Source organism: Rhodococcus sp. 14-2496-1d (assembly GCF_002259365.1).
Lineage (GTDB): Bacteria > Actinomycetota > Actinomycetes > Mycobacteriales > Mycobacteriaceae > Rhodococcoides.
Genome location: NZ_NPFV01000013.1, coordinates 120,051 through 138,285, shown reverse-complemented (window position 1 = coordinate 138,285; position 18,235 = coordinate 120,051). Strand labels below are relative to the sequence as shown.

The following is an 18,235-nucleotide window of genomic DNA, read 5'->3' as shown; positions in this document are numbered from 1 at the left end:
GATTTTTCGTTCTCTATGCTCCAAGACCGAACCGTCCACCATCTTTCGGTTCTGCACAGGCGGGAGGATCTTTCATGACACGTCGTCTCCGGGTCTCCGCCGCCGCGGTCCTGGTAGCAGCGCTTGCCTGCGCGTCGTGCGGAACCGAGGAACGAGCGTCGACGGCCGGCACTCCCATCGACGGTGCAACAGGACCTGCTCCGACTCTGGGCTGGACTCTCACTCCCTCGGATGTGGGTGTCGAAGGCGGTCAGTTTCGTGATCCCGTTCAGGGCAGCGACACCGATTCGACGGAATCCGGTTCCATCTCCGACGGCTCGACGGTCGTCACGCTCGTCGGCCGCCTCGACGGCAGAGAGTTCGTCGACGCCACCCTGGTGGGATTGCACATCGCCGACGGTGCGGTGCGGTGGCGTACCCCCGCGGAGAACGTCGTCGGCTGCGGTGAGGAGTTGGTCGACGGGCAGGTCGTCTGCTACCGCGGCTCCGCAGGCACGACATCCGAAATCCTCACCGTCGACGCTGAATCCGGGGAATCGAGTACTCGGGACGTAGCGTTTCCGATCACCGGTCTGACCACCACGGACGGCCACGTGTACACCTCTCGGGCGGTCCGCGAGGGCGTCCGGCCGACGGTGTCTCGCGGCACTGCGGACGACGTGGACGCGGACTGGTCGGTGCAGTTCGATTCCACGTCCTCACTCAACACACAGTTCGCCTCGACGCTGCACACCGAGAACGGAATCGGGCTGTTCGACGACGGCCGAGGAGTGTTCGCCTTCGACCTCGCCACCGGGGAGAACCGGTGGTCCAGAACAGCTCCGAACTGCGCTCGCTCGGGCACCGCCTCGAGCGACGGCAACGTGCGGGTGGTGCGGACGGACTGCTCGGATCCCACCGTGGTCACAGGTTCGGAGATCGTCGACGCCGACGGATCCGTGCTCGCTGCAACGGATTCCGTGACCCTGCAGCGGCCGACGTTCGACGCACCCGCCGAGCAGAGCCCGTTGCTGCTCGGGACGGGCGGCTATCGGCCGCCGAATCCGGATCCCGTGTGGACCGACGAGAGTCTGGTCTGGGCTGTTGCGCCGGAGATCACCGGACCCGCCGCTGCGTTCCTGTCCACCAACGGACTGGCATACGCCGTCACGGGTTCGGTGGCGCTACTGCGCAACAACGACACAGCCACCGAATCCGCAATCGACCTCGACACCGGGAACACGCTGTGGAGTCGCGAATCAGGAGGTTTCGCGGAGGTCGGTGCGCTCGACGGTGACGTCGCCACTCTGTTCGGACCGGAAGTGCTGCGCGGGATCGACGTCGGAACCGGATCCACAGTGTGGGACATCCCCGTGGCGACGTTCGACGACGAGGGAATCGATCGGCAGTCGTGGCCGATGTTCGATCGAGTCGGCACCGACTCGATCTTCACCAGGGCCCTGAGCATCTCGGTCCTGCGTACGACCTAGACCGTCCCTCGTCGCCCGACGTCGCCGGGCCCGGTTCTACCGACCCGGGATGTACTTCAGCGCCTTGACGAAGGGCGGCATGATCTTCGCCCACAGCTTCGGCGGAAGTCCGCGCGGTCCACCGAGATTGAGCAGACGCGTCGTCGCGATGGTCTGCGACTCGGTGTACTTGAGCAGGCCCTCGGTACCGTGCCTGCGTCCGACACCGGATACGCCCATGCCGCCCATCGGAGCACCGGTGGTGCCCCACGTCGGTGCGTAGCCCTCGTCGACGTTCACGGTGCCCGAATGCAGCCGTGCCGCAATGGCTTCGCCCTGGGCCTTGGTCTTGGCCCACACGCTGGCGTTGAGTCCGTACTCGGTGTCGTTGGCCTTCTCGATGGCCTCGTCGACGTCGGCGACGGGATAGATCGACACGAGCGGCCCGAAGGTCTCGGTTGCCGCGCATTCCATGTCCTCGGTGACGTTCGTCAACAGCGTCGGCTCGTAGAACAGCGGGCCGATGTCGGGGCGCGCATTGCCTCCGGCGACGACGGTCGCGCCCTTGACCTTGGCGTCGTCGACGTGGGCCGAGACGGTCTTGATCTGATCCTCGGAGATGAGGCTGCCCATCTCGATGCCGAATTCGTAGTCGGCTCCGAGGCTCATGTTGCGTACCCGCTGACCGAACTTCTCGGTGAACTCCGCGGCGATCGACTTCTCGACGTAGATACGTTCGATGGAGATGCAGAGCTGGCCGGAGTTGGAGAAGCAGGCCCGCACGGCCGCGTCGGACACTTCCCGGAGGTTGGCACCCTTGGCCACGATCATCGCGTTCTTGCCGCCGAGCTCGGCGGAGAATCCGATGAGTCGACGCCCGGCCTGCTCGGCCAGGAGCTGGCCGGTAGCGGTGGAGCCAGTGAACATGACGTACTCGGTGTTCTCGACGATGGCGGTTCCCACCACCGAACCCGGGCCGGGAACGACGGCGAACAGGTCACGGGGCAGACCGGCCTTGTAGAGCAGTTCGACGCAGGCGAGCGCGCAGTACGGCGTCTGACTGTCGGGCTTGAGCACGACGCCGTTGCCTGCCAGCAGTGCCGGGATGGCGTCGGACACTGCGAGGGTCATCGGGTAGTTCCATGGGGCGATGATTCCGACGACGCCCTTCGGCTGGTAGCGGACCCTGGTCTTGGTCAGCACGGGCAGCATGCCGGTGACCTTCTTCGGAGCCAGCAGCTTCGCGGCGGTGCGCGCGTAGTGCCGCGCGGTCATCGAGATGTCGAGAACCTCTTCGAGAGCGGCGGCGCGGGACTTGCCGGTCTCGGCCTGCGCCATGTCCATCAGCTCGTCGCGGTGGGCGAGCACCAGGTCGCGGTAGCGGTGGAAGATTTCGGCGCGCTCGGACACGGGCCGCTTGACCCAGGCAGCCTGAGCTGCGCGGACGCGCGCGATCGCGGCGGTCGCATCGGCGGCGGTACCGACCGGGATGGTCGCCAGTTCCTTGCCGGTGAACACCTCGGTGATGGTCTTCGTCGGCCGCGATTCGGCGTCGGGGATGGCGATGAGATCGGCGAGCCGGGTGAAGGTCGCAGCTGACGGTGCTGGCATGGACGGGTCCCTACTGGTGAGTAGTGTTCGGAGTAACAGACAACCTACCTGCTTGCTGGCTCAGTTCACAGACCCGAAATTGCGCCACCGTATGGCACGATGGTCACTGGTCTACCGGACGTCGGGGCGTACGGAGCTACAGGGTGGGAATCACATGCGCAAGGCACTCGTTCTGGCCGGAGCCGCAGCATTGATGCTGTCGTTGGCAGGCCCGGCTCAAGCCGATCCTGTTCAGGACTTCATCGCTCCCCCTTCGGACCCCGCTGCGTACCTGCCCACCCCCCTGGGCGATGCGTGGTTCGATCCCCCGGCCGGGTACGAGAACCTGCAGCCGGGCACGGTGCTCAACCGTCGAGACGTCGCGGTGACGACCGAGGCGTCGTCCGTTCAGTTGCTCTTCCGTTCGACCGATTCCAAGAACCGCCCCATCGCGGCGGCGACGACGGTCCTGACGCCCACCGCGCCGTGGTCAGGAGCCGGAGATCGTCCCGTCGTCGCATACAACGAGGCAACGGACTCGCTCGGTAATCAGTGCGCGCCGTCGTACACACTGCCGCGGGGCAACAACAAGGAGATCGATCAGGTTCGAATTCTGCTCGGTCGCGGCTACACGGTGGTCGTCACCGACTATCAGGGTCCTCGACAGGCCTATTCGGCCGGTCTCGTTTCAGGGCACACCGTGCTCGACGGCGTGCGCGCATCGCAGAGCGCGGGGGTGGCTGCGGACGCTCCGATCGGCATCACCGGTTACTCCGGCGGTGCCATCGCCTCGGGTTGGGCCGCGCAGTTGGCTCCGGAATACGCGCCGGAGTTGAACATTGCCGGCGTCGCGTTCGGTGGCCCGCCGACCGACTACAAGATTCTGCAGACGTCACTGAACGGCCAGATCGGATCGGGTCTGTTCACTGCGGCGACGATCGGCCTGTCCCGCGAGTACCCGGAGATGCGGCAGCTCGCCAACGACAACGGCAAGCGACTGGCTCTGGCGCAGAAGGATCAATGCGTGGACGTGTTGTCCTACACGGGACTGCTGCTGCTGGACCAGCGAAACCTCTCCAACGTCCCCGACGTGTTCGAGCATCCGATCACCAAGGCGATCGTCGAAGAGAACCGCATGGGCCAGCGCAAGCCCGACGCACCGATCTACATCTACCAGGGACTGCAGGACTTCCTCATTCCCAAGGAGGGTGCCGAGGCGGTGCAGGACCAGTGGTGCGCAGCGGGGGCGTCGGTCCGGCTCGAAGAGATTCCAGGGGATCATTCTCTGGCGCAGACCAACGGCCGTCCCGGAGCGTACGACTGGCTCGGGCAGCGGCTCGCCGGAGAATCGACCTCCGGGTGCGAGCGCGTCATCCGCTAGGAGTTGCCCCTGCGGAACGACCCGCGAGGCTCGTAGCTTGACCCTCACGTCACGGGAGGCGGCACAGTGTCTTTCGTGAGTGATTCTTCCGCGAACGGTTCGGCCGGCTTGCAGGTCGGGGCAGTCTCGAAGTTGGTGGGTGTCAGTGTCCGAACGCTGCATCATTACGACGAGATCGCGTTGGTGGTGCCGTCGGGCAGAACGCCGAAGGGCTATCGGACGTACTCGTCCGCCGATGTCGAACGGCTGCACCAGGTTCTGACCTACCGCGAACTCGGGTTCCCGCTCGACGCCATCGCGGCGTTGCTCGACGATCCTACGGTCGATGCCATGGCGCATCTACGCCGACAGCGCGACCTACTGAACGAGCGGATCGATCACTTGCACGCAATGGCTGCGGCCGTGGACAAGATGATGGAGGCGAAAAAGATGGGTATGCAACTGACTCCCGAGGAGCAGCGAGAGATCTTCGGCGACAACTGGCCTGGCGAGGAGTACGCCGAGGAAGCCGAGCAACGCTGGGGCGAGACCGACGAGTGGAAGCAGTCGCAGCAGCGGACGGCGTCGTTCACCAAGGACGATTGGAAGGCCGTCAAAGAGGAGACGGATCTACTGGAAGCGGATCTCGCTGCCGCGATGCAGCGGGGTGTGTCGCCGGAGTCCACCGAGGCCGGGCAACTGGCCGAGCGTCACCGGGCGTCGATCGAGCGGTACTACGACTGCGGCTACGAGATGCAGGTGAACCTGGCGGAGATGTACATCGCGGACGAGCGATTCGCCAAGCACTACAACGACATCGCCGACGGCTTGGCGCAGTACCTTCGTGATGTCATTGTCGCGAACGCCGCTCGTCAGGGGTGACGCGGACCATCGCAGAACGCTCGTGTGCGGTCGATCCTCCCCAGACTCCGTGCTTTTCGTCGGAGTCGAGCGCGTGTTGCAGGCAGCGTGCGATCACGGGGCATCGTTCGCACACGAGCTTCGCCTGTCGCTCGAGGCTTTTCAGCGAGTATCCTCGCAATCCCAACGGCGGGTAGAACATCGAGACCGGCATCGAGCGGCAGGCGGCATCGATCTGCCAGTCCCAGTGCTCGGCGATCGGTTGCAGTGCTTGCGCTTTCATCGGCAGTGTCCACCTCTTTCGGATCAGCGATCGAGCAGTCGGCGAGCGTTGCCGGATGTGGTCCCTCGCCAGTTGTCCAGTCCGCCGTTCGCGGCACCGGCGTCGAGTGATTGCAGTTGGTCCTGTACCGCGGCGATCGGCGTGAAGCAGTAGTCGCTGCCGTAGACCAGACGATCGGGGCCGACGGTGGACAGCAAGGCGGGCAGCTGCCTCGGTACAGGAGTTCCGGCGAGGTCGAACCACAAGCGCTGCAGCACATCCGGTGTGGTCGGGGTCCCCAGACCCACCTGGGTTCGGAAGAAATCGACTCGGTCCGCCAGCAGTGGTAGAACTCCGCCGCCGTGAGTGAACACCCAGCGAATGTTGGGGAATCGATCGACCACGCCCAGCAGAATCAGGTCGACGACGGTTCGTGCTGTGTCGAAGAGGAATTCGATCATCGGCGCCGGACGCCCGAGCGATACTGCCCCCGAATTCGGCGGTGACGTCGGATGTACGAACACGACCGCCGATCGCGCATCGAGCGCCACCAGCAGTGGCGTCAAAGCGGCGTTGCCCAAATACATTCCGCCGGCGTTCGACATCACCGTCACTCCGTCGGCCCCCAGCTGGTCCAGCGCACGGATGGCCTCGACCGTCGAATCGACGACGTTCGGCAGTGGCAAGGACGCGAAGAACCCGAGTCGGGGCCGATTCGCGACCACCCCGGCTCCGAAATCGTTGACCCGTCGAGCCAGTTCGGCCGCTTTTCCGTCGTCACCGAGGTGGACACCGGGCGAGGAGACGGACAGGATCGCGCTGTCGATGCCGCAGCCGTCCATCATCTGCAGGTGCTCATCGACCGACCAGGACGGCCACTTCGGCATGCCGTCGGGAAGGACGATGCCCGACGCGAGAGCTTCGCGGAGATAGAAGTCGGGAACCATGTGCGAGTGGACGTCGACGAGCCCGGCCGACGTGAGGCCGGGGGACGCCGATGCCATGGCGGAGGTCAAGGTCGAGAGGGCAACCCCGGAGATCGTCGCGGCACTGAGAGTGCCCAGCAGCGTTCTGCGATCGATCACAGTGGAGGTCCTCGTTTCGATGCCACCGACTCAACTGACGTTATCGTCACATATGAGATAATCCGCAGTCAACGGTGAGATGTACCAACGAAGATCGGACTAGCATTGCGCGATGACCACCGAACGTACGAAGCCGAGCCCGCTGCAATTTCTGGGGTATTCGTTCGGTCGCACGCTGCCCGAGTCCATGCAGGAGTGGGTACGCAAGGACTTGGTGGGCAACGGAGCGCAGGTCCGCTACATCGCGCGGTTCACGGTGCCCGTCATCCCGCTGCTGTTGTTGTTCTTGTTGATCCCGGGACCGCTGTGGATGTCGCTGGCGATGATGGCCTTGCTGTTCATTCCGCTCGTCTACTTCGCGATCGCATTGATGAACGTCTACCGGCGGCATCGCTTGTTGATCCACGGCCTCGATCCGCAGTTGATCAACGCGAAGGCGCAGAGCCGCGCCGACCGCACTCGAAACGACTACGAACGCCGTCACGGCCGCGGTTGATGTCCGGGCGATAGTCTGTGCCGCATGACTTCACCTGTGGAATTCAAGGCAACAGCTGATCTGGCCGACGAGATCGGTCCCGACATCCGCAGCTGCGACACCCAGTTCATCCAGTACGGCAAGCACACCGAATTCGCGGGCCCCATCACCACCATCCGCTGCTTCCAGGACAACCTGCTGGTGAAGCAGACTCTGAGCGAACCCGGTAACGGTGGCGTTCTGGTGGTCGACGGCGACGCCAGCGTGCACACCGCACTCGTCGGCGACATCATCGCGGGCCGGGGCGTCACCAACGGTTGGGCCGGAGTCATCGTCAACGGCGCGGTGCGAGACTCGGCGATCCTGCGCACGCTCGACATCGGCGTCAAGGCACTGGGCACGAATCCGCGTAAGAGCACACAGACCGGCTCGGGTGAGAAGAACGTGCCGGTCAGCTTCGGCGGCGTCACCTTCACCCCGGGCGAGATCGTCTACAGCGACCACGACGGCGTCGTCGCGGTCTAGTCCGACGCAGAAAGGGACGGCGATTTCGCCGTCCCTTTCTGCGTTTGCCTCTACTTCACGAACGCGAGCAGCGCGTCGTTGACTTCCTGGAAGTGCGTCCACAGCAGTCCGTGCGGTGCGCCGTCGACTTCGACGTACGTGGCCTCCGGGAACACCTTGTGGAACTGACGGCCGGTGGAATCGATCGGCAGGATGTTGTCGGCCGTGCCGTGCAGAATCAGCGTGGGCTTGCCCGATGCGCGTACCTTCTCCACATCGCCGCGGAAGTCCTCGAGCCACGTGGGCACGACGGCGTAGGCGGCCACGGGCGCGCTGTTGGTCGCGGTGTTCCAGCTCGCACGTACCGTCGCCTCGCTGATACGGCTCCCGAGGTTCTCGTCGAGGTTGTAGAAATCCTTGTAGAAATTGTCGAACCAGGCGAAGCGATCCTCCCGCGCGGCACTGTCGATGCCGTCGAACACCGACTGCGGAACTCCGGTTGGGTTGTCGTCGGTCTGCAGCAGGAACGGCTCGAGTGAGGCGAGAAATGCGAACTTCGCGACGCGATCCGTGCCGTACTTCGCCGCGTACCGAGCGAGTTCGCCTGTGCCCATGGAGAATCCGACCAGGATGACGTCGCGCAGATCCAGTTCGGTCAGAACCTTGTCCAGGTCCGAGGCGAAGGTGTCGTAGTCGTATCCGACGGTCGGCTTGCTGGATTGGCCGAAGCCGCGGCGGTCGTAGGTGATGACGCGGTAGCCGGCGTCGAGCAGCGCCCGTGACTGACGTTCCCAGGAGTTGCCGTCGAGTGGGTAGCCGTGGATGAGGACGACCGGCTGACCGGAGCCGTGATCCTCGTAGTAGACCTCGACGGGGGTGGAGTTCTCGGTTCCGACGTTGATGTACGCCATGATCCTGCCTTCCTGTGTCCTGATCATCGAGCGGGAGAACGGTCGTTCTCTGCGTATGTGGACTACAGTAGAGAACGTTGGTTCTCTCGGCAAGGGGTATGCGATGACCAGTACGGAAATCGGACGCGCCCAGGTGGTGAACGCCGCGGACGCACTGTTCTACGCGCGCGGTATCCAGGCGGTGGGGATGGACGAGTTGCGCGCCAAGGCCGGTATCTCCCTCAAGCGCCTGTACACGCTCTTTCCCTCGAAAACCGCCATCGTCGCCGAGGTTCTTCGTGGTCGTACTCGGCAGTGGAACGACGGCATCAACGCCGAGGCCGCGGCCTACGAGTCACCTCGTCGGAAATTGCTGTCGATCTTCGACTTTCTGGACCACTGGTTCCGGGAGGACGACTTCCGCGGGTGCGCCTTCATCAACTCGTTCGGTGAACTGGGTACAACCATGCCCGAGGTCGCCGACGCGGCACAGCAGCACAAGAAGAACTTCATCGACTACGTCACTCGATTGGCCGTCGAAGCCGGATGCGCTCCGTCGGTGGGACTGCAGATCGCGTTGCTCGCCGAAGGTGCGCAAACCACCGCAGCCATCACCGAACTCACCGAATCTGCCACTGCAGCAAAGGCTGCGGCCGAGGTGCTGCTGGATTCGGGTAAGCAGTAGCGCAGCCCTGGTGTAGGCGGCGCCGAACGTGCCACACTCGATGCCATGACGGCATTCGGCCCCGCTGTTCCGATTCTGCGCATCTTCGACGACGTCGAAGCGCGTGCGTTCTATCTGGACTATCTGGGCTTTTCGGTCCAATGGGAACATCGATTCGAGCCGGATCTGCCGCTGTACATCCGTCTTTCGCGCGGGGACTGCACCCTGGATCTGTCCCAACACTACGGCGACGGCACTCCGGGAACCTCCGTCTGGATACCGATCACCGATGTCGCGTCCTTCAATGCCGAACTGCTCCAGAAGAACAACCCACGCAGCCGACCGGGAATCGATCACGACGCGCCGGGCGGTCCTACCATGACGGTCATAGACCCGTTCTCGAACACCCTCCGCTTCTGCCAGGTGAGTCGCTGACTCATCGAAAATCACTGACATTTGACACTGAAATCATCTGCGTGGCGTCGTTAGCGTCGACGACATGAGCAAGCTACGAATCCTCGCCGCCCTCACAGTATCGACGTCCCTGCTGGTCGCCGGGTGCTCGTCGACCGATCAGCCGTCGACCGTCGAGCCGAGCACCACCGCACCCTCGAGCGGAACCATCGAGACCGACGACGTTCAGGCAGCATTGGACGCACTGGTCGACGCCGGTTCCGTCGCCGCGGTCGCGCAGGTACGCGACGGCGAGAGTTCGTGGTCGGGAGCCGCAGGGCTCGTCGAGCGCGACGGCACCGAGGCGGCGTCGGCCGACGACCCGGTCCGGATCGCCAGCGTCACCAAGGCGATGGTTGCGGCCGTCGTGCTGCAACTGGTCGACGAGGGGAAACTCGAGCTCGATCAGCAGGTGGACGAGTTGCTTCCCGGGGTGCTACCCAAGCCGGTGACCGTCCGCCAACTGCTCGATCACACCAGTGGGGTTCCGGACTACTTCACCGGATTCGACTCTGCGGAGCAGATTGCCGCCCGTGCGAACGACGCCGTCGCCGACGACGAGTTGATCGCGCAGGCTCTGGCCATGCCCTGGACGAGCGAGCCAGGCCAGGAGTTCAGCTACGCGAACACCAACTATGTTCTTCTCGGACGGATCGTCGCCGAACTGGACGGCAAGTCCATCGGACAAGCGTTGCAGGACAGGATCTTCGATCCGCTGGAGATGGCCGACACGACGTACCCCACCGATTCCGCTCTGGACGAGAACGCGTTGCACGGCTATGTCCTCGAGAACGGAACCTACACCGACGTCACCGATTACGACGCCGGCATCTGGTCATCCGGTGCCGCCGTGGTCTCGACCGTCGGCGACATGAACACCTTCTTCAGAGCACTCTTCGACGGCACACTGATCCCGCAGAACCTTATCGACGAGATGCAGGTCGTGACGCCGTCGACGTACGGACTCGGTCTGCTGCTGGGCGGAGACACGTGCAACCCGGGTTCGGGTGAGCTGGTGTTCGGCAACCGCGGCAACGGCTTCGGCTACCGCACCTACGCGTTCTCGAGCCCGGACGGTCAGCGTCAGGTATCGATGGCCTGGACCACGGCCGGTCCCAACCCGGCCGCCGATCCACTCGAACAGCCTGCCTCCGAAGCATTGATCGCCGGACTCACCTCCACCTGTCCGGCTTAGCACTCACAGCACACTCACCCAGCCGTGCACTTCGTCGCTGGTGAGCGCAGCCTGGTGACGCTTTCGCAGGGTGAGCGTCACCGGGCCCGACTCCTTCGTTCCTATTGCGCGACCGTCGATTTCGTACACCGGCGCAACTCCCGCCGAGGTGCCGCAGACGAAGACCTCGTCGGCGATGTACAGCTCGGTGAGGTCGACGGTGCGCTCCTGAACCGTCAGCCCCTCTTCGCGCGCGAGCGTCAGGAGCGTCCGACGGTTGATGCCGTCGAGGATGTCACTGGTGACGTCAGGGGTGATGAGCGTTCCATTACGGACGAGAAAGATGTTCGCGGCACTGAGCTCGCAGACGTGACCGTTGATGTCGAGGAAGATGCAGTCGTCGAAGCCACTGTCGATCGCATCCTGTTTGGCCAGAACAGAATTGACGTAAGCTCCGTTCACCTTGGCGCGCGAGGGAATTGCGTTGTCCGGGATGCGTCGCCACACACTCGTTTTCAGACGCATTCCGTTCTGCGGAACGATGGGGGTGGCGTCGTACAGGAAGATGGACACGGTGGTGTGCAGGCCACGCACGCGCGTTCCCGGGATCGACTCGTCCACGTGGACGGTGGCCCGAACGTAGACCTCGGTCGTCGGAGCGTTGGCGGCGACCACGTCGCGCGTCGCCTGGACGAACCTCTCGAAGGTCCACTGCGACGCGAAGGTGTCGATGCCGATGATCTTGCAGGACTCAACGAGGCGTTGATAGTGATCGAGCAACCGGAACGCGGTACGCCGATCACCGTCCACCTGCACCGGGAAGACGGTGTAGACACTGAGCCCGTACAGAACGGCCGAAGTGGCGACTCCAAGCGTCGCGTCCTGCGCGTCGACCAGACGGTCGCCGAAATACACCTTCGAGTGTGGAAGAGCCATGTGGCGATGCTAGCCGCCCATCGAATGCGGGCGACAACGGTTTTTCTTCTCTATCGTCGAGTGCATGAGCGCACGCACCGTACCGACCCGAACCCTGTGGAACGACGGCCCCGAAGTCGGTGCCATAGGCCTCGGATGCATGGGGATGACCTGGGCATACAAGGCCGACGATCAGACGCAGAGCCCCGATCGAGTGATCGGTCATGCCCTCGATCTGGGTGTGAACTTCATCGACACGGCCGATGTGTACGGGCCGTTCACCAACGAGGAAGTTGTCGGAAAAGCCATCGGGAACCGGCGTGACGAGGTGATCCTCGCGACCAAGGGCGGTCTCGTCTCCCACGTCGGCGACGCCGGTGAACCCGTCATTTCGGGCCCCAACGGCAAGCCCGATCACCTTCGGCAGGCCATCGACGATTCGCTGCGCCGCTTGGGCGTCGACCATATCGATCTGTACTACCTCCACCGTCCGGACCCAGAAGTGAACGTGGAGGACAGCATCGGCGCGATGGCCGAGGCCGTGCAGGCAGGAAAGGTGCGTGCACTGGGGGTCTCGGAATTCAGCGTCGAGCAGCTGGATCGGGCCCAGCAGGTGCATCCGATTTCGGCGGTGCAGTCGGAGTTGTCGCTGTGGACACGCGATCACCTTGCCACGTCGCTGAAGTGGACGCAGGACAACGGTGCGGCGTTCGTCCCGTTCTCACCGTTGGGCCGCGGATTCCTCACCGGCAACTTCCGCGGAACCACCCCTGCCGCAGACGATTTCCGATCGCGATTGCCACGCTTCAGCCAGGACAACCTCGATGCGAACCTCGTGATCGTCGACGCCATCGCGGGTGTCGCCGACGACCTCGGTGCGACGCCTGCACAGGTGGCCTTGGCCTGGGTTCTTGCGCAGGGCGAGCACGTGGTGCCGATTCCCGGTACTCGACGCACGTCGCGTCTCGACGAGAACGCAGGAGCGGCGACGCTGACCTTGAGCCCGGATCACCTTGCGGCACTGGACGCTCTGCCTGCACCCGCCGGTAGTCGCTATTGAGATCGTCCGCGTCGACCCTGCCGCCGATCGGGGGCTCGCCGAACGGATTCTCGCGGTGCAGAAGAGTTCGTATGCAGTCGAGGCGCGACTGATCGGCGACGAGCGAATCCCGCTGCTGCACGAGTCGGTGGACGATCTGTGCGCTGCGCAGGTCCACTGGCTCGTCGCGCAGGACCAGCACGACATCCTCGGGGCTGCAGCGTGGTCCGAGGCTGAGATCGACCGCCTGGTCGTTGCTCCATACGCCCATCGGCGAGGCATCGGTAGGGCGTTGGTCGGCACAATGCTGGAATCGATTGTCGCACAACGCGTGCGTGTGGCCACCGGGCGAGACAATCCACCGGCACGCACGTTGTACGAGGCCTTCGGCTTCGTGCACACCGAGGACACTCAGGTACTGCCCGGGCTGTGGCTCGCCCGCTACGAAATCGTCCGCTGATCAGAGTCAACGGCTTTCGGTCCAGGGCCTGTCCCCACCCGACTCGGCGAGGATCATTCCGACGTTGGAGCGGTACCGAAGATGGGCCAGCAGATTTCGGTTGCGGTGAACGCATACGGCTCCGATGGCGTTGCGCCGAGGTAATGTTCGCGGATCGGTCCTCGGCCGCTCACCAGTCGTTCGTTCACGTACGTCCCCAGGGCCGCGTAGCTGCGGTCGATGCCCTCGTGACCGCCGGAGTGTGTGAGGACCGCGAACTGGGCCTCGGGTAGGGCCTGCGCCCGGATACCGTCCGGAGGGTCCGCCGATCCTGGAGCTGCGACGAACAGCGTTGCTTCGCCCCGGGATTCGAGGAAGAGTGCCCGGTCGTACAGGCCGCCCGGCACGACCTCGGAGTCGTCGCCTGTCGCCGCGACTGCATCTCGCAGTTTCCCGACCGTCACCGCGAACCAGCTGTCGATCTCGGCGACCTCGATGGTGGTGCCGATGGACCACACGGCGAGGGCCGGCTCGAGGCGCAGTTCGATCTCGGCGGGTGCGTGCACGGGCGAGAGTAGTTCGCGCAGCGCGCCGACGGTATCGCGAGTGTGCTGTAGCTGCATCTCCATCCGTTCGAGATGACTCGTGAGGATCGCGGTGCGGGCCGCGGCGTCGTCTGCACTCAGCAGCGCCTTGATGTCCGGGATGGACATGCCGAGCGATCGGAATCGGCGAATGATGTGTGCGTGATCGACTTGGCTGGTGTCGTAGAAGCGGTAACCGGTGTGTGCGTCGACGAGAGTCGGTTCGAGGATCCCGATCTCGTGGTAGTGGCGTAGCGCTTTTCTGCTGAGGCTGGTCATCACTGCGAAGTCGCCGATCGAGACCTGTGCGCCCATGGCGTCCTCCTGTCCGTAGCACCGTTCGCGTTGTCGGTTGGGCCCATCGTGAAGTTTCCCCCTAGGGCAAGGTCAACAGGAAGCCGGGACCGAGTGTCGGGCACGGATACCGGTGCAGACCCAGTGTTGACATTCCCCTTGGGGGAAGCATCACCGTGGGGTCATGACAACAGAATGGGATGGACTCCCGGACAACGTGAAGACGTTCATGACCGCACTCGACGCCCGACAGGGCGCGCGAGCGCTCACCGTGTTCACCGCGGACGCCGTGGTGACCGATGAGGGCCACGACCACTCCGGCCGTGAAGAGATCGAGGCATGGCTGACCGCCTCGGTCAGCGAGAGCGAATACACCTACACAACAGAGTTCACCGGGGCGACCACGACCGGCTCGACGGTCGACGTCGTGCAGCACCTGGAAGGCAACTTCCCCGGGGGAGTCGTCGACCTGCACTACCGCTTCACGCTGGACGGCGCGCTGATCGACCGCTTGGTGATCGAGCCATGAGCAAGCGATGGTTCATCACCGGTGGCACACCGGGCGGCTTCGGCATGGCCTACGCCGAGGTGGCGCTGGAGGCGGGAGACCGCGTGGTACTCACCGCCCGGCGCCCGGAGGAACTGACGTCGTGGGCCGAGCAGTACGGTGACCGCGTTCTCGTCGTGCCCATGGATGTCACCGACGCGGAACAGGTTGCACGAGCAGTACGAACAGCCGAAGAGCACTTCGGCGGTATCGACGTGCTGGTCAACAACGCCGGCCGCGGCTGGTACGGATCGATCGAGGGAATGAGCGAGACCTCGATACGGGCGATGTTCGAGCTGAATTTCTTCGCCGTACTGTCCGTGACCCGCGCAGTGCTACCAGGTATGCGCGCCCGCGGAAGCGGGTGGATCGTCAACGTGTCCTCGGTGGCCGGACTCGTGGCGGCGGTCGGATTCGGCTACTACAGCGCCACGAAATACGCGATCGAGGCCGTCACCGATGCGCTGCGCCAGGAGGTCGCCGAGCACGGCATCTCCGTGTTGGCGGTCGAACCAGGGGCTTTCCGCACGAACGCGTACGCCGGATTCGCCGAAGAGCCGGTCGCGGAGGTGATTCCGGAGTACCACGACATGGTGCAACAGGTGCGGGCCGCCTTCGTCGACATGAACGGGGTGCAACCGGGAGATCCGCATCGCGGTGCCCATGCGGTGATCGCAGCGATGACCCAGGACCCGCCGCCACGCCGACTGATCCTGGGCAACAGCGGGTACGACGCCGTCATCGACGCGTTGGAACAGAACCTGAGCGACATACGATCGAACGAGACACTCTCTCGTAGTGCGGATTTCCCCGCATAGCGGGACCGCCGAAGCAACGTACGACACCGAGCATCCGGGCCTGAATGTTGCTCGGATGGCGACGGATTCGAGGCTGGGCGTCGACCGGAGCCACCTCTCGAGCTGGGTCGATCTCTCGGCTTACAGCACGCCGCCCGTCCGGACGTACGCGCACGCTCGACATGGCCGCGCGTTGCGCTGGCTCCAGGCAGTGCTGTGCCCTGAGACTGGTTCGGACCGTCAGGCGGGTTGTCGTGGTTCTTCGTCGCCGGTGTCGTTGTGGTTGTGGTTGTGGTTGTCGGGTGGGTAGAGGACTTCTTCTGGGTGGTGTGCGTGATTGATCAGGCCTCGGCGTGTGGGATCCATTCCGGCGGGTGGGTGCCACAGGGTGCGGCCCGGGTAGCGATGTCGGGCTCCGGTTTTGGTGGTGGCCCATTTGCCGGGTCCGGTGCCGACGAGTGCGTGGTGCATGTCGCAGCCGAAGGTCAATCCGTCGATGTCCGTGTTGCCGCCGGTGTTCCAGTCGGTGACGTGGTGGGCTTGGCACCAGGTTGCGGGGCGGGTGCAGGAGGGGAAGCTGCAGCCGCGGTCTCGGGCGATGAGCACGATCCGTTGGTCGGCGGAGGCGATGCGTTTGGAGCGGCCGAGGTACAGGGCTCGGCCGTGATCGTCGAAGATCGTCAGGTAGTGGTGGGCGTGCGAGGCCATGCGGATCGCGTCGCGGATCGACACCCGTGATCCGGTGGCGGTCATGGCGTAGCCGCAGCCGGCTTCGAGGTCTTTCAGGGTCATGGTGACGATGGCGGTGACGGGTAGGCCGCGGTGGGTGCCGAGGGTGCCGGAGGCGAGTGTCTGACGGAGCGCCAGTTTCAGGGCGTCGTGTTGGCGTTCGCGTTGGGTGCGGATATCCCGCGCGGCGGCAGCGTCGCGTGCTGCAGTCTTGTCCTGCGCTGCCGTGTTCGGACCTGCATCGTCGGTATCGGATCCAGCGGCAGCGTTGTGTCGTTGAACAGTGTCGTCGTCGGCGGTGTCATCTGGGTCAGGCGTGTCATCTGGGTCGCGCGTGTCATCTGGCACTGTGCCGCAACCACATTCGAAACTCTCGCCGCATCCGCCGTCACCGTCACCGTCACAGCCGGTGTTGCCCCACAACCCTGCATCGCTGGACGTCGACTCGGGCTGCGGCGCAGTGGCACTGTCGTCCCCTTCACTCTCGTCATGGACGACGGACGTCGGGTCGGCGGGATTGTTCACGCCCGGTTTCGCGGCTTTGGAGAACAGGGCTTCGAGGTAGGCCCGTAGTTCGGGGTCGACGCAGAATTTTCCTTCGGACATACCGTCGGCACCCTGCTCACCGAGGTAGAAGAACGCATCCCGCCGCTTCCGTGGCCTCGGCTTTCCGTCCTCGTCCTCGTCCTCGTCGTGGTCGCCGTCGGGGTTGAGGATCGAATCCAGGTGCGCCACCAACGGTGCGAAATCGTCGGGTCGCCTGGTCGAGGCGTAGCCCGCCAGTTGCTCGTCGGCGAGCTCGCGCGTCTGCGGATCGACATCCCGGGGCAGATGGCGGAAGAATTCGCGGATCATCTGCACATGCTTGGCATCGAGCAACCCCGCCCGCAACGCAGCAGCAGTGTGCGGCAGCAACGGCGGCAGGACTTCCCCGGAGAAGGCGGTGCGGTCACCCAACTCGGCAGCCAGACGGACCCGTGCTCCGGCTGCTCGTGGGGTGATCCGCAGCATCCACGCCACCGACGACGGGACCGATCCCGGGTATACATCGAGGCCGTGCTGAGAGATCAGCTCGTTGAGCCAGGTGTACGAGTACGCGGTCAGCGACCTGGTCGCCGTTTCCATCCGTTGGATCACCGCGCGCCGGTCCGCGTTCGTCCACGACACCGACGCCTGCCCGGCCAACTCCGCGATCGCGGATTCAACTCGGTCGACCAGTGCCGACAGTTCGGGATCGGACACCTCGGGGGCGGGCGGCACCGTCTCGATGCCGTCCACCCCTGATCCGCCGTCCCCCGAAAGCATGCACAGAATCTATCGCGACCCACCGACAAAATTTCGAACAGACGTTCTCCGTATGGCCGTACCGCAGATCGGTAGCGTGGTGACATATGCATTGGAGCGGTTCGCGGGCTGAGGCTCTGTATCGACCGGAACGAGTAAGGACACACAATGACCGTGCGGGCGTCCAGCGATCCTTCGGCCGCCGACTGGCTCGTTCACGCAGAGCGCGATTGGTGGGACCTCGCGGTCCGAGGTCCGCTGGGGTACCCGAGCTATGCGCGGCTACGGTTCATTCCCGATCCGACGTACCCCGGTCAGCGTGAGGGCGAAGCAGACGCTCCGTACGACGAGCGTTCGGAGACCGAACAATTGGCGACAGTCGTCGCTACGCTGTCGAAGCACACGACCAAACCGGAGGACTGCTACTTCTGCGTATGGGAAGGCTGGGGCGGACTCGAGGTTCATGGTGCCGCGCGAATTGCCCTCCCGGAACGGGAAGCGTTTCTGTTCAGGGGACCTGCCCTGGACTTACAGCAGTGGGAGCAGGCACTCGATCCCCCGCGTCCCGAAGGATTGCCGATTCCCTCGTTCGTCTGGCCCGGCGACCGCTCCTGGTGCATTGCAAACGACGTCGACCCTCACTTCGCCACCATCGGTGCCAGCTCAGCGGCGATCGAGGACGTTCTCGCGGACCCTCGAGTCGACACTGTCATCGACGATCCTGCCAGACCACAACCTTGGTACAGCCAGTGAATACTGCCGGCACAGAATGGTCGAACGCTGATCTGCAACAGGATGTCTCGGAAGCAGGCAGGGTAGATGACAGTCTGAAAGTCGTCGC

At 64.4% G+C, this 18,235-nt stretch carries 20 protein-coding genes; 13 read left to right on the top strand and 7 right to left on the bottom strand.

Annotated elements, in window-relative coordinates:
• Positions 1-74 precede the first annotated feature (74 nt).
• Complete coding sequence (locus CH296_RS10460; RefSeq protein ID WP_094684664.1) at positions 75-1,469, top strand: PQQ-binding-like beta-propeller repeat protein; 1,395 nt, start codon at positions 75-77, stop codon at positions 1,467-1,469.
• Positions 1,470-1,505: 36 nt separating this feature from the next.
• Here the strand turns inward: CH296_RS10460 and CH296_RS10455 are convergent, their stop codons facing one another.
• Positions 1,506-3,059: a succinic semialdehyde dehydrogenase gene (locus CH296_RS10455; protein ID WP_032397109.1), complete on the bottom strand. Its 1,554-nt coding sequence runs from the start codon at positions 3,057-3,059 to the stop codon at positions 1,506-1,508.
• A gap of 154 nt (positions 3,060-3,213) precedes the next feature.
• Here CH296_RS10455 and CH296_RS10450 point away from each other — a divergent pair, with 154 nt between their 5' ends.
• Together CH296_RS10450 and CH296_RS10445 are read left to right on the top strand one after the other, a co-directional pair.
• Positions 3,214-4,419 carry a lipase family protein gene (locus tag CH296_RS10450; protein WP_256980406.1) on the top strand — a complete coding sequence of 402 codons (1,206 nt, stop codon included), beginning with the start codon at positions 3,214-3,216 and terminating at the stop codon, positions 4,417-4,419.
• A gap of 66 nt (positions 4,420-4,485) precedes the next feature.
• Positions 4,486-5,280, top strand: coding sequence for a MerR family transcriptional regulator (locus CH296_RS10445; protein ID WP_256980405.1), 795 nt, complete (start codon positions 4,486-4,488; stop codon positions 5,278-5,280).
• Here the strand turns inward: CH296_RS10445 and CH296_RS10440 are convergent.
• On the bottom strand, positions 5,249-5,542 hold the full coding sequence (locus CH296_RS10440) for a WhiB family transcriptional regulator (protein ID WP_032397107.1): 294 nt from the start codon (positions 5,540-5,542) through the stop codon (positions 5,249-5,251). The two genes, CH296_RS10445 and CH296_RS10440, sit on opposite strands and share 32 nt — an antisense overlap.
• Positions 5,543-5,565: 23 nt before the next feature.
• Positions 5,566-6,606, bottom strand: coding sequence for an amidohydrolase family protein (locus CH296_RS10435; protein WP_256980404.1), 1,041 nt, complete (start codon positions 6,604-6,606; stop codon positions 5,566-5,568).
• Positions 6,607-6,718: 112 nt separating this feature from the next.
• On the opposite strand from CH296_RS10435, the gene CH296_RS10430 reads away from it, so the two are divergent.
• Both CH296_RS10430 and rraA read left to right on the top strand, forming a co-directional pair.
• Positions 6,719-7,102, top strand: a complete 384-nt coding sequence (locus CH296_RS10430) for a DUF5313 family protein (RefSeq protein WP_032397106.1) — start codon at positions 6,719-6,721, stop codon at positions 7,100-7,102.
• Between the two features lie 24 nt (positions 7,103-7,126).
• Complete coding sequence (gene rraA / locus CH296_RS10425; protein ID WP_032397105.1) at positions 7,127-7,606, top strand: ribonuclease E activity regulator RraA; 480 nt, start codon at positions 7,127-7,129, stop codon at positions 7,604-7,606.
• A gap of 50 nt (positions 7,607-7,656) precedes the next feature.
• Here the strand turns inward: rraA and CH296_RS10420 are convergent, their stop codons facing one another.
• Positions 7,657-8,496, bottom strand: a complete 840-nt coding sequence (locus tag CH296_RS10420) for an alpha/beta fold hydrolase (protein WP_094684662.1) — start codon at positions 8,494-8,496, stop codon at positions 7,657-7,659.
• A 103-nt stretch (positions 8,497-8,599) separates the two neighbouring features.
• On the opposite strand from CH296_RS10420, the gene CH296_RS10415 reads away from it, so the two are divergent.
• The 3 genes from CH296_RS10415 to CH296_RS10405 all read left to right on the top strand — a co-directional run bounded on the left by CH296_RS10415 (position 8,600) and on the right by CH296_RS10405 (position 10,787).
• On the top strand, positions 8,600-9,160 hold the full coding sequence (locus tag CH296_RS10415; protein WP_032397375.1) for a TetR/AcrR family transcriptional regulator: 561 nt from the start codon (positions 8,600-8,602) through the stop codon (positions 9,158-9,160).
• Between the two features lie 45 nt (positions 9,161-9,205).
• On the top strand, positions 9,206-9,574 hold the full coding sequence (locus tag CH296_RS10410; protein ID WP_094684661.1) for a glyoxalase superfamily protein: 369 nt from the start codon (positions 9,206-9,208) through the stop codon (positions 9,572-9,574).
• A 64-nt stretch (positions 9,575-9,638) separates the two neighbouring features.
• A complete protein-coding gene (locus CH296_RS10405; RefSeq protein ID WP_094629278.1) occupies positions 9,639-10,787 on the top strand; it encodes a serine hydrolase in 1,149 nt (382 codons plus the stop codon).
• Positions 10,788-10,790: 3 nt separating this feature from the next.
• On the opposite strand, the gene CH296_RS10400 is transcribed toward CH296_RS10405, so the two are convergent.
• Positions 10,791-11,702, bottom strand: coding sequence for an aminotransferase class IV (locus CH296_RS10400; RefSeq protein WP_032397101.1), 912 nt, complete (start codon positions 11,700-11,702; stop codon positions 10,791-10,793).
• A gap of 64 nt (positions 11,703-11,766) precedes the next feature.
• Here CH296_RS10400 and CH296_RS10395 point away from each other — a divergent pair, with 64 nt between their 5' ends.
• Together CH296_RS10395 and CH296_RS10390 are read left to right on the top strand one after the other, a co-directional pair.
• The gene (locus tag CH296_RS10395; protein ID WP_094629277.1) at positions 11,767-12,741 is read left to right on the top strand and encodes an aldo/keto reductase; all 975 of its coding nucleotides are present in this window, start codon (positions 11,767-11,769) and stop codon (positions 12,739-12,741) included.
• Between the two features lie 55 nt (positions 12,742-12,796).
• The gene (locus CH296_RS10390; RefSeq protein ID WP_179277690.1) at positions 12,797-13,180 is read left to right on the top strand and encodes a GNAT family N-acetyltransferase; all 384 of its coding nucleotides are present in this window, start codon (positions 12,797-12,799) and stop codon (positions 13,178-13,180) included.
• Positions 13,181-13,233: 53 nt separating this feature from the next.
• Here CH296_RS10390 and CH296_RS10385 read toward each other — a convergent pair whose 3' ends face one another.
• A complete protein-coding gene (locus CH296_RS10385; protein WP_094684659.1) occupies positions 13,234-14,058 on the bottom strand; it encodes a MerR family transcriptional regulator in 825 nt (274 codons plus the stop codon).
• A gap of 163 nt (positions 14,059-14,221) precedes the next feature.
• Between CH296_RS10385 and CH296_RS10380 the strand changes: the two genes are divergently transcribed.
• Both CH296_RS10380 and CH296_RS10375 read left to right on the top strand, forming a co-directional pair.
• Positions 14,222-14,566 carry a nuclear transport factor 2 family protein gene (locus CH296_RS10380; protein WP_256980403.1) on the top strand — a complete coding sequence of 115 codons (345 nt, stop codon included), beginning with the start codon at positions 14,222-14,224 and terminating at the stop codon, positions 14,564-14,566.
• On the top strand, positions 14,563-15,402 hold the full coding sequence (locus CH296_RS10375) for an SDR family NAD(P)-dependent oxidoreductase (protein ID WP_094684658.1): 840 nt from the start codon (positions 14,563-14,565) through the stop codon (positions 15,400-15,402). Before CH296_RS10380 ends, CH296_RS10375 begins: the two co-directional genes overlap by 4 nt.
• A gap of 219 nt (positions 15,403-15,621) precedes the next feature.
• Here the strand turns inward: CH296_RS10375 and CH296_RS10370 are convergent, their stop codons facing one another.
• A complete protein-coding gene (locus CH296_RS10370; protein WP_094684657.1) occupies positions 15,622-17,415 on the bottom strand; it encodes an HNH endonuclease signature motif containing protein in 1,794 nt (597 codons plus the stop codon).
• 147 nt (positions 17,416-17,562) lie between these two features.
• Here CH296_RS10370 and CH296_RS10365 point away from each other — a divergent pair, with 147 nt between their 5' ends.
• Positions 17,563-18,147 carry a hypothetical protein gene (locus tag CH296_RS10365; protein ID WP_094684656.1) on the top strand — a complete coding sequence of 195 codons (585 nt, stop codon included), beginning with the start codon at positions 17,563-17,565 and terminating at the stop codon, positions 18,145-18,147.
• Positions 18,148-18,235: the final 88 nt, after the last annotated feature.

Coding starts and splice junctions, on each gene's coding strand:
- CH296_RS10415 (WP_032397375.1), top strand. CDS start 8,600: ATGACCAGTACGGAAATCGGACGCGCCCAGGTGGTGAACGCCGCGGAC.
- CH296_RS10430 (WP_032397106.1), top strand. CDS start 6,719: ATGACCACCGAACGTACGAAGCCGAGCCCGCTGCAATTTCTGGGGTAT.
- CH296_RS10385 (WP_094684659.1), bottom strand. CDS start 14,058: ATGGGCGCACAGGTCTCGATCGGCGACTTCGCAGTGATGACCAGCCTC.
- CH296_RS10400 (WP_032397101.1), bottom strand. CDS start 11,702: ATGGCTCTTCCACACTCGAAGGTGTATTTCGGCGACCGTCTGGTCGAC.
- CH296_RS10405 (WP_094629278.1), top strand. CDS start 9,639: ATGAGCAAGCTACGAATCCTCGCCGCCCTCACAGTATCGACGTCCCTG.
- CH296_RS10455 (WP_032397109.1), bottom strand. CDS start 3,059: ATGCCAGCACCGTCAGCTGCGACCTTCACCCGGCTCGCCGATCTCATC.
- CH296_RS10460 (WP_094684664.1), top strand. CDS start 75: ATGACACGTCGTCTCCGGGTCTCCGCCGCCGCGGTCCTGGTAGCAGCG.
- CH296_RS10380 (WP_256980403.1), top strand. CDS start 14,222: ATGACAACAGAATGGGATGGACTCCCGGACAACGTGAAGACGTTCATG.
- CH296_RS10440 (WP_032397107.1), bottom strand. CDS start 5,542: ATGAAAGCGCAAGCACTGCAACCGATCGCCGAGCACTGGGACTGGCAG.
- CH296_RS10420 (WP_094684662.1), bottom strand. CDS start 8,496: ATGGCGTACATCAACGTCGGAACCGAGAACTCCACCCCCGTCGAGGTC.
- CH296_RS10370 (WP_094684657.1), bottom strand. CDS start 17,415: ATGCTTTCGGGGGACGGCGGATCAGGGGTGGACGGCATCGAGACGGTG.
- CH296_RS10365 (WP_094684656.1), top strand. CDS start 17,563: ATGACCGTGCGGGCGTCCAGCGATCCTTCGGCCGCCGACTGGCTCGTT.
- CH296_RS10395 (WP_094629277.1), top strand. CDS start 11,767: ATGAGCGCACGCACCGTACCGACCCGAACCCTGTGGAACGACGGCCCC.
- CH296_RS10375 (WP_094684658.1), top strand. CDS start 14,563: ATGAGCAAGCGATGGTTCATCACCGGTGGCACACCGGGCGGCTTCGGC.
- CH296_RS10410 (WP_094684661.1), top strand. CDS start 9,206: ATGACGGCATTCGGCCCCGCTGTTCCGATTCTGCGCATCTTCGACGAC.
- CH296_RS10450 (WP_256980406.1), top strand. CDS start 3,214: ATGCGCAAGGCACTCGTTCTGGCCGGAGCCGCAGCATTGATGCTGTCG.
- rraA (WP_032397105.1), top strand. CDS start 7,127: ATGACTTCACCTGTGGAATTCAAGGCAACAGCTGATCTGGCCGACGAG.